Source organism: Pseudomonas sp. LS44, assembly GCF_024730785.1.
GTDB lineage: Bacteria > Pseudomonadota > Gammaproteobacteria > Pseudomonadales > Pseudomonadaceae > Aquipseudomonas.
The window spans coordinates 2,283,134-2,296,013 of record NZ_CP102830.1 but is presented as its reverse complement, the minus strand read 5'-3'; the positions used below and the strand labels follow the sequence as shown (position 1 = coordinate 2,296,013).

9 protein-coding genes and 1 pseudogene are annotated in these 12,880 nt (G+C 65.0%); 1 reads left to right on the top strand and 9 read right to left on the bottom strand.

The genetic code is table 11. The annotated features are described in order from the left end of the window. Window positions 1-71: 71 nt before the first annotated feature. Window positions 72-257, bottom strand: a pseudogene (locus tag NVV93_RS10145) (acetyl-CoA C-acetyltransferase); the annotation flags it as partial. A 618-nt stretch (window positions 258-875) separates the two neighbouring features. Beyond that, complete coding sequence (locus NVV93_RS10140) at window positions 876-3,242, bottom strand: 3-hydroxyacyl-CoA dehydrogenase NAD-binding domain-containing protein (protein ID WP_258250550.1); 2,367 nt, start codon at window positions 3,240-3,242, stop codon at window positions 876-878. A 248-nt stretch (window positions 3,243-3,490) separates the two neighbouring features. Between NVV93_RS10140 and NVV93_RS10135 the strand changes: the two genes are divergently transcribed. Beyond that, window positions 3,491-4,633: an acyl-CoA dehydrogenase family protein gene (locus NVV93_RS10135; RefSeq protein WP_258250549.1), complete on the top strand. Its 1,143-nt coding sequence runs from the start codon at window positions 3,491-3,493 to the stop codon at window positions 4,631-4,633. Window positions 4,634-4,856: 223 nt separating this feature from the next. On the opposite strand, the gene NVV93_RS10130 is transcribed toward NVV93_RS10135, so the two are convergent. The 7 genes from NVV93_RS10130 to NVV93_RS10100 all read right to left on the bottom strand — a co-directional run bounded on the left by NVV93_RS10130 (window position 4,857) and on the right by NVV93_RS10100 (window position 12,855). After that, window positions 4,857-7,529 (bottom strand): LuxR C-terminal-related transcriptional regulator, encoded by a 2,673-nt coding sequence (locus tag NVV93_RS10130; RefSeq protein WP_258250548.1) that lies wholly within the window; start codon window positions 7,527-7,529, stop codon window positions 4,857-4,859. Window positions 7,530-7,649: 120 nt separating this feature from the next. After that, window positions 7,650-9,218 (bottom strand): long-chain-fatty-acid--CoA ligase, encoded by a 1,569-nt coding sequence (locus NVV93_RS10125; RefSeq protein ID WP_258250547.1) that lies wholly within the window; start codon window positions 9,216-9,218, stop codon window positions 7,650-7,652. 22 nt (window positions 9,219-9,240) lie between these two features. After that, window positions 9,241-9,807, bottom strand: a complete 567-nt coding sequence (locus NVV93_RS10120; protein ID WP_258250546.1) for a DUF2889 domain-containing protein — start codon at window positions 9,805-9,807, stop codon at window positions 9,241-9,243. Between the two features lie 140 nt (window positions 9,808-9,947). Continuing rightward, window positions 9,948-11,099 carry an acyl-CoA dehydrogenase family protein gene (locus NVV93_RS10115; protein WP_258250545.1) on the bottom strand — a complete coding sequence of 384 codons (1,152 nt, stop codon included), beginning with the start codon at window positions 11,097-11,099 and terminating at the stop codon, window positions 9,948-9,950. A 17-nt stretch (window positions 11,100-11,116) separates the two neighbouring features. Further along, window positions 11,117-11,947, bottom strand: coding sequence for an SDR family NAD(P)-dependent oxidoreductase (locus NVV93_RS10110; RefSeq protein ID WP_258250544.1), 831 nt, complete (start codon window positions 11,945-11,947; stop codon window positions 11,117-11,119). Window positions 11,948-11,984: 37 nt separating this feature from the next. Beyond that, window positions 11,985-12,404, bottom strand: a complete 420-nt coding sequence (locus NVV93_RS10105) for a MaoC/PaaZ C-terminal domain-containing protein (RefSeq protein WP_258250543.1) — start codon at window positions 12,402-12,404, stop codon at window positions 11,985-11,987. Between the two features lie 10 nt (window positions 12,405-12,414). Continuing rightward, window positions 12,415-12,855 (bottom strand): MaoC family dehydratase N-terminal domain-containing protein, encoded by a 441-nt coding sequence (locus NVV93_RS10100; RefSeq protein WP_258250542.1) that lies wholly within the window; start codon window positions 12,853-12,855, stop codon window positions 12,415-12,417. Window positions 12,856-12,880: the final 25 nt, after the last annotated feature.

The following is a 12,880-nucleotide window of genomic DNA, read 5'->3' as shown; positions in this document are numbered from 1 at the left end:
TGCGCCGGTTCGCCGGCGCATGGCGTCACGGATCAGGACCGCCGATCAGCTCGCCGTGGATGCGCTGCGCATCCACGGCGAGCAGTCGTAGGGCGGGTTAGCCGCGTAGCGGCGTATTCGCTGCCGTTCAGGCCGGCCTGCTCGAGCAGACGCTTGATCACCGCGGCGCCCAGTTCGACCGCGGGAATACCGGCCAGCGAGCCCTGGAAACTGCCGATGGCAGTACGAGTGGCGGCGACAATGACGACGTCTTGCATAGGTGCTCCGAGATGAAAGGGAATCAATGGGTGGACTATGCCTTTCCATCCAGCGCAGTGGTCCACTCTTCCAGGGTGGGGGGGTAACGACCTCGGATCTTTTCAGGCGCTCATGCTGATGATGGGGCGATGGGCCCGGCAGAACGTCTAGCGAGCGTTCCTTCCGCCGACGAGGAGCCGATTTCTGCTTTGAATGGGCAGGGTGGTGCTGGAAAGCGCTGTCGTATTGGTGAAAGCGGGTGTGGGTGAGGCGACATTCGCAGAGCTACCTGCCCGCCGGTCAGACAGTTGCCCTTGGAAACCTGCGCCAGCCGCTCGATGCGCCGGTGCCAGCACGGTCTTGCTCATCAGGGAAAATACGCTCAGATCGCTCATCACGAGCACCTCGAACAGGCCGGTCGCGCCCATACCGCCGCCGTTGACGTTCAACTTGGCCGGGGCGATGCGGAGCGTCTCGGCGCAGTGCCCATCACCAGGCCTTCGATTTCCCTGGCGTCGATCCCGGCACGCTCGACCGCGGCGCTGGGCATGCCCGGCGACTTGAGGTTGTTGAGCGCGTCACCGGCGTGCGGGCGGTGGCGAGGGTGACGGCTTCTTTCATGGAGTGATCCAGGTCGCTCAGTGGGAAATGAATACTGCGGCTTGCAGTTCGTAGGGCCACAGCGGTTCGATGCGGGTCTTGCCGGCGGCGACCAGGCGTTCCAGCAGCGGCGCCGGCTGGAACCACATCTCGCCATAGACGCCGAGTTCCTTGCGGTAGCGCTGGATGCCGGCCAGCACCTTGTCGAGACCGAGCTGTTCGGCGTAGTGCATCGGCCCGCCGAGGTGGGCCGGGAAGCCGTAGCCGTTGATCCACACCAGGTCGATGTCGCTGGCGCGCAGGGCGATACCCTCGTCGAGCAGCTGGATGCCTTCGTTGATCAGCATGAACAGGCAGCGGTCGTGGATTTCCTGGTCGCTGATATGGCGGCGGGGAACATGCAGCTCGCCGGCCAGGCGTTCGGCGATGGCCGCCACCTCATAGTCGTCCTGGCACTGCCGCCCCTCGTAGCGGTAGAAGCCGTGACCGGTCTTCTGGCCAAAACGGCCCAGGGCATACAGCTCGTTGCCGACGATGTAGTAGCTCGGGTCGTGGGCGAAGGCCGCGCGGTTGGCGTCGCGCACCAGGAAGTTGACGTCGACGCCGGCCAGGGCGGTCATGCTCAGCACGCCCATGTTCAGGTCGAGGCCGGTGAGCACGCTATCCACCTGCGCCGGGGTGGCGCCTTCGAGCACCAGGCGGTGCGCTTCGCGGTTGTAGGGTTCGAGCATGCGGTTGCCGATGAAGCCGAAGCACACGCCGGAGACCACCGGCAGTTTGCCGATGCGCTTGGCAATCTTCAGGGTGGTGGCCAGCACGTCCGGGGCGGTTTCGCGGGGGCGCACTACTTCCAGCAGGCGCATGACGTTGGCCGGGCTGAAGAAGTGCAGGCCGATCACGTCCTGCGGGCGGCAGGTCACTCCGGCGATCTGGTCGACGTCGAGCGAAGAGGTATTGGTGGCGAGGATAGCGCCCGGCTTGCACACCCGGTCGAGGGTGCGGAACACGTCTTCCTTGATTTCCAGCTTCTCGAACACCGCCTCGATCACCAGGTCGGCGTCGGCCAGGTCGGCGTAGTCGAGGGTACCCTGCAGCAGGGCCATGCGCTGTTCCAGTTGCGCCTCGCTGAGCTTGCCGCGTTGGACGCTGATTGCGTAGTTCTTGTGGATCTGCGTCAGGCCGCGATCCAGCGCGTCGCCCTGACGTTCCAGCAGCGTCACCGGGATGCCGGCGTTGACGAAGTTCATGGCGATGCCGCCGCCCATGGTGCCGGCGCCGATCACCGCGACCTTGTTGATCGGGCGCAGCGGGGTGTTGGCGTCGACGCCGGGGATCTTGCCGGCGTCGCGTTCGGCGAAGAACACGTGGCGTAGCGCGGTCGACTGCGCCGAGGTCTCGGCTTGCTTGAACAACGCAAGTTCACGGGCGAGCCCTTCGTCGAGCGGCAGTTCGCAGGCGGCCTCGACGGCGGCCAGCACCAGGCGTGGGGCCAGGCGGCTTTTCCAGCGTGGCTCGTGCTCGGCGCGATACTGGGCGAAGAAGTCGTTCGGCAGGTCGACGGCTGGGTGCGGGTAGGGTGCCGCTGGCTGGGCCGGCGCCTGCGCTGCGATCAGCTCGCGGGCGTAGGCGCGGGCTTCATCGAGCAGACCCTCGGCGCTGTCGGTGACGCGGTTGAGCAGACCGAGCATCTGTGCGCGCTTAGCGCTGATCTGTTGGCCGGACATCATCATATTCAGTGCCGACTCGGCGCCCAGCAGGCGTGGCAGGCGCTGGGTGCCGCCGGCGCCGGGCAGCAGCCCAAGGTTGATTTCTGGCAGGCCGACGCGGGTCGCCGGTGCAGCGATACGGTAACCGCAGGCCAGGGCCAGCTCCAGGCCGCCGCCGAGCGCCAGTTTGCCGATCGCGGCGATCAGCGGTTTGTCGATCTCGGTCAGGCGCACCAGCAGGTCGGGCAGGTCCGGCGCGGCGAAGGACGCCGCGCTGCCGAACTCGCTGATATCGGCGCCGGCGCTGAACAGGCCGTTGGCACCGTGCAGGACGATGGCGCGGACGGCCGGGTCGGCGGCGGCGCGCTCGCAGGCATCGAGCAGGGCGGCGCGCAGCGGTTGGCCGAGGGCGTTGACCGGTGGGCGGGCGAGACCGATCAGGGCCAGGCTGTCTTCGACGCGATAGTTAATCAGAGTGCTCATGGTGACTCCTTGTAGCGCTTGCATACGGCACTGGGTGGTCTTCTGGTTGTGCGGGGCGAGGTACTCGGCGGCGATGCCGCGTGCGGTATCCAGGGGCGCATCGAACACGGCGCGATCGTGCTCGGCGTAGCGCGGACGTTCGAGTAGCGCCTCGGTGTCGAACAGTTCGTAGAGCTGGAAGCTCGGTTCGCGTTCGTTGAGGAGCTGATCGGTCATGGTGTTCTCGTCGACGAAAATATGTGGCGAAAGAGGCAGCGCCCGACGCGCACGAACGGCAGTCAAGGCAGGCGCACAGTAAAGAGGCGATTGCCCACAGAACCATCCCTCTTTACGAGTGGGGAGGGAGGCGGGGACGAATACCTACTCGCCACGGGGGGTGTGGCAGGCGGGCAACGGCCTATGGTGACGCGAAGCGCCGCCGGCGATGCCGCCGGTACGATTAACCTGCATCCAGGGGAAGCCCGATGATTCCACGTGTCCTGTTCGACCACGAACATGAAGAGTTCCGCAACACCGTTCGCCGCTTCCTGGCCGAGGAGTGCACGCCGCTCCACGAGCAGTGGGAGGAGGACCGCGTGGTGCCGCGCGCGATCTGGCGTCGCGCCGGCGAGCTGGGCATGCTCAACGCCACCACGCCGGAGGCCTATGGCGGCCTCGGGCTGGATCGTCGCTTAACCATGATCGCCGTAGAGGAGGTGGCGCGCGCCGGGCTGTCCGGGCTGGTTGGCTTCAACGTCCACGACATCTGCGCCGGCTACTTCATCAACTTCGCTACCGAGGCGCAGAAACAGCAGTGGCTGCCGAAGATGGCCGGCGGCGAGGTGATCAGCGCGGTGGCGATGACCGAGCCGAACACCGGCTCCGATCTGCAGGCGGTGAAGACCCGCGCCGTGCTGGACGGCGACGAGTACGTGATCAATGGTGCCAAGACCTTCATCTCCAACGGCACCAACTGTGATGTGGTGATCGTGGTGGCCAAGACCGGCAACAGCGGCAAGGGCGCTGCCGACATCTCGCTGATCCTGGTCGAGGCCGACCGCGTCGGGCTGACCAAGTCCAAGCCGCTGCGCAAGGTCGGTCAGCACGCGCAGGACACCACCATGCTGTTCTTCGAGGACTGCCGCGTGCCGAAGGAGAACGTCCTGGGTGGCGTGCCGGGGCAGGGCTTCTACCAGTTGATGAAGGAACTGGCCTGGGAGCGCCTGAGCATCGGCATTCTCAGCATGGCGGCGAGCCAGGCGGTGCTCGAACAGACCATCGACTACACCCGTGGCCGCACCGTGTTCGGCAAGCCGATCATCGATTTCCAGAACTCGCGCTTCAAACTCGCCGATCTGAAGGCCGAGATCGCCATCGGCCAGACCTACGTGGACCGCTGCATGGAGCTGTGCCTCGAGCACACTCTGAGCCCCGAAGCTGCGGCGGCCGCCAAGCTGTGGTGCACCGAGCTGTACTCACGGGTCGTCGACCAATGCCTGCAGCTGCACGGCGGCAACGGCTACATGCTCGAGTATCCGGTCGCCCGCCACTACCTGGACAGCCGGATCAACCGCATCTATGGCGGCGCCAACGACATCATGCGCGAGCTGGTCGCCCGCAGTCTCTGAGCCAGAGCCAAGCCTTCTCTGTTGGAGAAGGCTCGGCTTCGCTTCTCATCATCGCTGACGGATATCAGGCTTTCGCGCTCGCCTGCGCGTCAGGCGTGCATTGGCGCTACGCCCCGAGGCGAAGGCTGATGGCTGAGTGGGCGGATCGCCCACTACCTCTCTGCCGGAATGCGGTATGGCTGAGGCTAGGTTGGCCTAGCCGGCAATAAGTGCTTTCCGCCGCTCAGATCTGCTTGGGGAGTATGTCGCGGTTGCGCCCGGCGACCACCGCGTCGTAACGCCGGGAAACGCCGAGTTTGTGGAAGATGCTCTTCACGTACCATTTCACCGTCTGCAGGCTGATGCTCAGCGTCAGAGCGATGTGTTTGTTCGACATCGACTGGCTCATCAGGGTCAGAATTTCCAGCTCCCGTTTGGTCAGCAACCCCTGGCTGTCCTTCGGCAGCTTCTCGCTGGCGCTCGTCTCCGGTGGTTGCTCGTCCTGCTGCAACAGGCTGTCGCGATACTCATCGAGCAGTGGGAGGTCGTCGAGATCCAGGTCTTTCAGCAATTGCTGAAACGCCTCGCCCTCGTCAAGCAGTGAGCGCTTCAGACCCAGGCGATAACCGCTGGCGAGGGCGGAATGACTACGCTCGGCCGCTTCGCTATCGCGGCCGAGTGCTTGCAGCGCCAGTGCCTGCAAGATATCCACCCGAACCTTGACGATGCCCCGGTCGAACTCGCTGGCCAGCCGGGCGACCACCTGCAACTCCAGCAGCGCCGCTTCCGGGTGTTTCCAGGTCAGCGCCAGCCGGGCTCGGGACAGCGCGGCGAGCGAGACGATTTCGGCGTTGCGCGGTGACGCCTCGTAGTCGCGGTCCTTGATAACATCCAGCGCCGCCAACAGCGTCTCGGCATGCCGCCAGTCACCGCATTGCAGGCCCATGCGGATCTGCTCGGCGAGCATGTTAGCCAGGCCGCGATCGAGGCCGGCGTCGCGAAAATACTCGGCGCGCTTGGCGAGGTAATCCAGGGCCTTGCGCGGACTTTCCTGCAGGTATTGCACGCGGGCATGGGACAGGGCAACGCTGATCATGCGATCGGGCACCGAGAAACGCAGCACGTCCATGCGATTGGCGAGCACCTCTCGCGCCTCGTCGATGCGATCCTGTTCATAGAACACCTCGGCCATCGCCATGGCGCAGTAGCAGGTGCTGACCGCCCGCCGGCCATACAGCCGTTCGGCTTGCAGCAGCACCGGCGCGGCGATGCGTTCGGCCTCCAGCACCGCGCCTTCGAACAGGGCGACGGTGGCCAGGCTGGTGTGGCCGACCAGGGCCATTTCCTCGTCGCCATGGCGCACCACGCGGCCTGCCTGGGACTGGAACAGGCCGCGCGCCTCCGCGTAGCGTCCCATCTGGCAAAGACAGCCGAGCGTCAGGCTCACGCGCGCTTGTTCCTGGAAATTGTTGTCCAGCGCCGTGTCAGTCAGTGTCTCGAGGTAGGCGAAGCAGCGCGGAATGTCGTCGCGCTGCAGGGCGATGGCGGCTTTCAGCAGGGCGAGCTGGGGTGCCCACTCGGCGACTTTCGATCCCGTTTCCAAGGCCTTGATCCAGGTATCGGCCTTGTCCGTCAGCAGGGTCAGGACGCAGCTCCAGATCCCCAGCAAGAGCAGGTTGGGATGCTGCAGCAGCACCGCCAGCGGCACCTGATCCAGCCAGCACAGGAACTGCCGCAGATTGCTGATGCTGCGTTGCGAGGGCTGCACCCGCTCGAGCAACTGCACCAACAGGTCGACGTCGGCGCATTGCAGGGTATGGCGCACGGCCTCGCTCACCAGCCGGGCTTCCTCGAACCAGTGGGCGGCGCGCCGATGCAGCGGCTGGGTGTCGATACCCGAAAGCGCCAGGCGCTGGCTGAGGAACTCGGCGAACAGCGGGTGCAGGCGGTACCACTGGTAGCGCCCGGGCAGATCAAGCGGCAGCAGGAACAGGTTGCGCGCCTCGAGCATGGCGATCAGCTCCGCCGCGCGCGGCGAGCCGGTGACGTAGCCGGCGACCTCGACATTGAAGCGGAGCAGGATGGATATCTGGTAGAGAAATTCGAGCAGCTCCGCTGGCAGGTCGGCGATCACGTCCTCGTCGAGGTAATCACCGAGGGCGGCGCTGGTTGGCAGCAGTGCCTCGGTCCTGCTGCGCTTATGCGGGTTGTTTTTCAGCGCGATCGACATCAGCTGCAGACCGATGGGCCAGCCATCGGTCTTGTCATGCAGCGAGCGGGCGAGCTCCAAGTCGATACCGGCATCCAGATAGGCCTTGAGCAGCTCCATGGACTCATGGAAGTTGAACGCCAGGTGGCTGTCGCCGACTTCGAACAGTTCGTCCATCGCGCGCAGGCGACCGAGCAGTAGCCCCGGCTTGCTGCGGGAGGCGAGCACCAGATGCAGGTTGTTCGGGGCGTTGTCCAGCAGCGCCTGGATCATCAGCAGCAGGCGCGGCGAGGTGATGTGCTGGAAGTCGTCAATCAGCAGGTACAGCTCGCTGGGCCAGCGCGCCAGGGTGTTGATGATCAGTGGCGGCAGCAGCTGCAGGTCTTCGTTGAGGCTGATAGTGCTCAGCTCATCCATCGACAGGCCGGCCTGCTGCAGCGTGCCGATAAGGTTCGCGCAGAACTGTTCCGGCTCGCCGTCTTCCTGGGCGAGCGACAGCCAGGCGACCGTGGCGCCGTTCTTGATCAGGTCCTGACGCCACTGCGCCAGCAGCGTGGTCTTGCCGAACCCCGCGCTGCCACACAGCACCACCAGCCGGCTGTGGCGCGCCTGATGCAGACTGTCGAGCAGCGCCTCGCGGTGCACTGAGTAGCGGCCGATGCGCGGCGGGGCGAACTTGGTCGTGATCAGCAGAGAGGTGGGCTTCATGGGGAATCCGGACTCCAGTGCGCGGGTAATTCGTTAAGCTTGACCGTCAATTGCAAGCAAACGCAAACGCAAAAGCCACGCAGGCGGTGAGCCGCGAGCGTGGCGTCGGTATCGCGGAGCTCAGGCGATATTGCGCTTGCGACCCTCCCAGTAGGGTTTGCGCAGCTCGTTCTTGAGGATCTTGCCGACCCCGGAAAGCGGCAGCGAGGATCGGAACTCCACGCTACGCGGGCACTTGTAGCCGGCGATGCGCTCGCGGCAGTGGTTGACGATATCGTCTTCGCTGGCGTTATGACCAGGCTTGAGGACGACCACCGCATGCACTGTTTCGCCCCACTTGTCGTGGGGAATGCCGATGGCCGCGCACTGGGCCACGGCCGGGTGGCTGGCAATGGCGGTTTCCACCTCGGCGGAGTAGATGTTCTCGCCGCCGCTGACGATCATGTCCTTGAGGCGGTCGACGATGAAGACGAAGCCTTCGGTGTCCATATACCCGCCGTCGCCGGTGTGCATCCAGCCGTCGCGCAGCACCTCGGCGGTGGCCTCGGGCTTGTTCCAGTAGCCGAGCATGACGTTCGGCCCGCGCACGGCGATCTCGCCGATCGTGCCACGCGGCACTTCGTTGTCATCGGTATCGACGATGCGCACTTCGACGCAGGCGCCCGCCGTGCCGGCGGAGTACATCTTGCCGCTGTGGTGGTGTTCTTCGTTGTGGTATTCGGGGGCGAGCGTGGTGCCGATGGTGGTCAGCTCGGTCATGCCGTAACCCTGGAAGAAAGCGGCGCGTGGGAAGGCCTCGCAGGCACGGTCGAGCAGGGTCGGCGAGATCGGCGAGGCGCCGTAGACGATGTGGCGGACCGAGTCCAGGTCGACCGTGGCCAGCGCCGGACTGGCGATGCGCGCGTCCAGCATCATCTGGATCATGGTCGGCGCCAGCAGCATCTCGGTGATCTGCTCATCGACGATGGCCTGCACCGCGGCCTCACCGCTGAAGGCCGGCATCGGCACGTGCACGCCGCCGCTCACGGTCAGACAGTACAGGGCCGAGAAGTCGGCCAGGTGGAACATCGGCATGGCGTGCAGGTACACCGAGTGGCGGTCGAAGAGACCCTTGCTCATGCTCGAGAAGCCGGCGAATGCCAGGTTGTTGTGGCTAATCATCACGCCTTTGGGAAAACCGGTGGTGCCGCCGGTGTAGAAGATGCCCAGCAGCGCATCGCCACCCCGACGGGTGTCGGCGATCGGTTCGGCGGCGGCCAGCAGCGCTTCGTACGACAGCATGCCGGCAGGTGTCTCGCCGTCGCCGGCGTAGATCAGCGTGCGAATGGTCTTGGCCTGCTCGAGGATGGCTTGGCCCATCTCGGCGAAAGTGTCGTCGACAATCAGTACAGTGGACCCGGAGTCGTCCAGCGAGTAGACGATCTCGGCCACGCTCCAGCGAGTGTTGACGGGGTTGAGCACACCATCGGCCCACGGTACGCCGAACACGTATTCGATGTAGCGCTGCGAGTTGCGCGAGAGCATGGCTACGCAGTCGCCACTGGCCATGCCGAGGGTCTTGAGCGCGCCGGCCAGGCGGGCGATGCGGTCGCCGAGTTCGGCGAAGGTCATGCTGCGCCCCTGGTAGCGGACGGCTATCGTGTCAGGCCGTTCCTTCATGTGGCGGTGCAGGCCTTGGGTGATGTACATAGGGGAATCTCCTCTCTTGTAGTTATAGGTCGTCGCCTGACTTGCCGGCGCCATCCCGATCGACCGCCAGCCGGCGCGCACCCTCGCTTCCAACCCGATAGGCATGGCAGCCGCCGATTACCCAGCGGTTGTCCGTGCCGATGACCGCCTCCGAGCGGCGCTCGCTCTCGTACTTCAAGGTCGCGATGGTCTGGTACACAGTGGTCGCCATCCGCCCGAGCAATTCGGTCAGATGGGTGCAGCCGGCTTCACCGCCCACGCATTCGGCGACTTTCTTCTTGAAACCTGGCGCAATCTTCAGGCCCTGTAGGGCCGTATAGGCAGGGTTGACCTCGGCGCAGAAGGGTGTCGGCGCCGCTTCGGTTTTCACCTGGATCTCGCGGATCACCCGTTCGGCATCGACAGTCATGACGATGCGCATCAGGTGCACCGGTTCGCCGACGGCGATGTGCTTGTAGTTCAGCGAGTGGGCCTGGGTCTTGCTGTCCTCCAGCACGCCCTCGAACTCGAACAGGCCGTCGTCGCGCAGGTAGCCCTTGCAGATGACCTGGCGGGTGTGCAGCAGGCGCCGCCCAATTTCTGTTGCCATGCGGCCGTTGGCCTCACTTCTCATGACGATGCCTCGTGATTGATCTTCACGGCCGGCTGGTGCCGCGCCATGGGTACGGCCATCCCTGGCCGTGTTGGACGCCTCCTCCGTGGAAAGGCGGCATCCTCACGCTCCATGGGTTACAACGAACGCCCGACCAGCTCGCGCTGGATTTCGTTGGCGCCGCCATAGATGCGGGCCACGCGGGAGTCGGAGAACATGCGTGCGATCGGGTACTCGTTCATGTAGCCGAAACCGCCGAAGAACTGCAGGCAGGTGTCGATCACCTCGCCTTGACGGTCGGTCAGCCAGAACTTGCCCATCGAGGCTAGGGTGCTGTCCAGCGTACCGTCGACCCAGCGTTGCACGACCAGATCGGCGAACAGGCGGGAAGCCAGCACGGTGGCCTTTACTTCGGCCAGGGTGAAGCGGGTGTTCTGGAAGTCGAGGATCGACTTGCCGAACGCCTTGCGCTCCTTGGTGTAGTCGACGGTCAGCGCTAGCGCGCGCTCCAGCGAGGCGGCCGCCTGGATGGCGATATCCGCGCGCTCGTAGGGCAGTTGCTGCATCAGCTGGATGAAACCCTGACCCTCGACGCCACCGATCAGGCAGTCGGCCGACACTTCGCAGTCCTCGAAGAACATTTCCGAGGTGTCCTGGCCCGGCAGGCCAACCTTGTCCAGGCACTTGCCGCGCTGGAAGCCGGGGGTCTTGGTGTCGACGATGAACAGTGAAATGCCCTTCGAACCCTTGGCCTCCAGGTCGGTCTTGGCGATCACCACCGCCATGTCGCTGTTCTGGCCGTTGCTGATGAAGGTCTTCGAGCCGCTGATGACGTACTTGTCACCCTTCTTCACCGCGCGGGTGCGCACGCCCTGCAGGTCGGAACCGGTGCCCGGCTCGGTCATGGCGATCGAGGTGATGCACTCGCCGGAAGCGATCTTCGGCAGCCACTCGCGCTTCTGCGCTTCGGTGCCGCTACCCAGGATGTAGTGCCCCACGACGTGGCTGACGCTTAGCGCGATGCTCGTCGCGCCGGCATAGATCAACTCTTCCGTGGCCACGGCGTAGTGCGCCGGGGTGCCATCGACACCGCCGTACTCGGAGGGCATGTCCGGCAGGATCATGCCCATCTCGCCGCAGGCCAGCCAGGCGCTGCGGTCGGTGCGCTTCTGCGCGCGCCACTTGTCTTCGTGGGGCAACAGTTGCTCGCGAATGAAACGGCGGATGCTGTCACGGAAGGCGGTGAGATCGGCGTCTTCCCAGGGAGAACGGTAGTTTTCTACACGCATGATGGTTTCTCGCAGGCTTAGATGTTGCCGTAACCGCCGCCGCAGACCAGAACCTGACCAGAGACGAAGTCGGACTCGGGAATGCAGAACATGTAGACCGAACCGGCACCCTCGTCCGGAGTGCCCGGGCGGCCCAGCGGGCAGATCTGGTTGCTGGCGGCGATGGTGGCTGGCTGGATGCCGACCTTGATTTCGCGGCCTTCGATATTCACGGTCTTGCTCTCGTCGCCGGCCAGCGCCTGGGTCATGCGGGTATCGATATGACCGAAGGCCACGGCGTTGACGTTGATGTTGTAGCGGCCCCACTCCTTGGACAGGGTCTTGGTCATGCCCAGGATGCCGGCCTTGCCAGCGGAGTAGTTGGTCTGCCCGGCGTTGCCGCCCGCGGCGATGGAGGAGATGTTGACCACCTTGCGGTAGACCACGCGGCCTTCGGCGAGCTCCTGCTTGGCCAGGGCGCTGATCACCGGCTGGGCGGCACGGAGGATGCGGAACGGCGCGGTCAGGTGGCAGTCGATGATCGCGTACCACTGCTCGTCGGACATCTTCTGGATCACGCTGTCCCAGGTGTAACCGGCGTTGTTGACGATGATGTCGATGCCGCCGAAGGAGTCGACGGCGGTCTTGATGAAGCGATCGGCGAAGTCGACCGCGGTGACGCTGCCCACGCAGGCCACGGCTTCACCGCCGGCGGCGCGGATCTCGGCGACCACTTCCTCGGCCGGTGCGGCGTCGAGGTCGTTGACGACCACTTTGGCGCCCTCGGCGGCCAGTTTCAGGGCGACGCTGCGACCGATGCCACGCCCGGAACCGGTGACCAGGGCAACTTTGCCTTCAAGTTTTTTCATGATGGTTTCCCTAAGTTTTTTTGTTCGGTAGGAAGACTTAAGCGAGCGCGACCACGGCGTCGCCGACCAGCTTGGGCTCGCCGTGCTGGTTGACACACTGGATTTCGAGACGCACGCGCTGCTCGCCGCCTTCTTCGAATTTCTCGGTGATCCGGCCGGTCAGGTGCGGGATGTGGCCGATCCAGGTGATGCCGACGAAGCGCACGGACAGGTTGCGGATCCGCGGCTGCGGTACCCAGGCGGTGAGCAGGCGGCCGAGGTAGGCGACCGACAGCATGCCCTGGGCGAACACGTCCGGCTGACGCGCCTTGCGGGCGAAGTCGGTGTCGATGTGGACCTGGTTGTGGTCACCGGACGCGCCGGCGTACAGGGCCAGCATGGTGCGGTCGACCGGGCGCAGCTTCATCAGCGACAGCTCGTCGCCGACCTGTACATCACTGTATTTAGGAATGGACATCATGGGCTCCTCAGCGCTGGACCAGCGACGAACGAAGGTCGGCGACGTGCTCGCCGCGTTGGTTGGTGACACGGCATTCCTGCACGACAAACTGCAGGGCGCCGCCTTTCTTGTCGTACACGTCGACGATGCGGGTATCGAAGGTCAGCACGTCGCCGGCGAAGGCCATGCGGTGGTAGTCGAAGCTCTGCTCGGCGTGCAGGATGCGGCCGAGATCGAAGCCAATCACGTCCTCGACGATGGACTGCGGGTTGCGACCTTCACTTTCCAGGCACGCGAGGAAGGTCGGCGGCGCCGGTAGGGACGGATAGCCGGCCGCCTCCGCAGCGGCCTCGTCGGTATAGACCGGGTCGGTTTCGCCGATAGCCTTGGCGAAGAAGCGCAGGCGCCCCTTCTCTACTTCGCTGCGGGTCACGCCGAGGGAGCGGCCGATCAGGTTCTTGTCTGCCATTTCAGTTATTTCCTGTCGTAAGGCT

Bases quoted from the DNA above. Each gene is read 5' to 3' on its own strand.
- NVV93_RS10140 (WP_258250550.1), bottom strand. From the start codon at position 3,242: ATGACCGATCAGCTCCTCAACGAACGCGAACCGAGCTTCCAGCTCTAC.
- NVV93_RS10135 (WP_258250549.1), top strand. From the start codon at position 3,491: ATGATTCCACGTGTCCTGTTCGACCACGAACATGAAGAGTTCCGCAAC.
- NVV93_RS10130 (WP_258250548.1), bottom strand. From the start codon at position 7,529: ATGAAGCCCACCTCTCTGCTGATCACGACCAAGTTCGCCCCGCCGCGC.
- NVV93_RS10125 (WP_258250547.1), bottom strand. From the start codon at position 9,218: ATGTACATCACCCAAGGCCTGCACCGCCACATGAAGGAACGGCCTGAC.
- NVV93_RS10120 (WP_258250546.1), bottom strand. From the start codon at position 9,807: ATGGCAACAGAAATTGGGCGGCGCCTGCTGCACACCCGCCAGGTCATC.
- NVV93_RS10115 (WP_258250545.1), bottom strand. From the start codon at position 11,099: ATGCGTGTAGAAAACTACCGTTCTCCCTGGGAAGACGCCGATCTCACC.
- NVV93_RS10110 (WP_258250544.1), bottom strand. From the start codon at position 11,947: ATGAAAAAACTTGAAGGCAAAGTTGCCCTGGTCACCGGTTCCGGGCGT.
- NVV93_RS10105 (WP_258250543.1), bottom strand. From the start codon at position 12,404: ATGTCCATTCCTAAATACAGTGATGTACAGGTCGGCGACGAGCTGTCG.
- NVV93_RS10100 (WP_258250542.1), bottom strand. From the start codon at position 12,855: ATGGCAGACAAGAACCTGATCGGCCGCTCCCTCGGCGTGACCCGCAGC.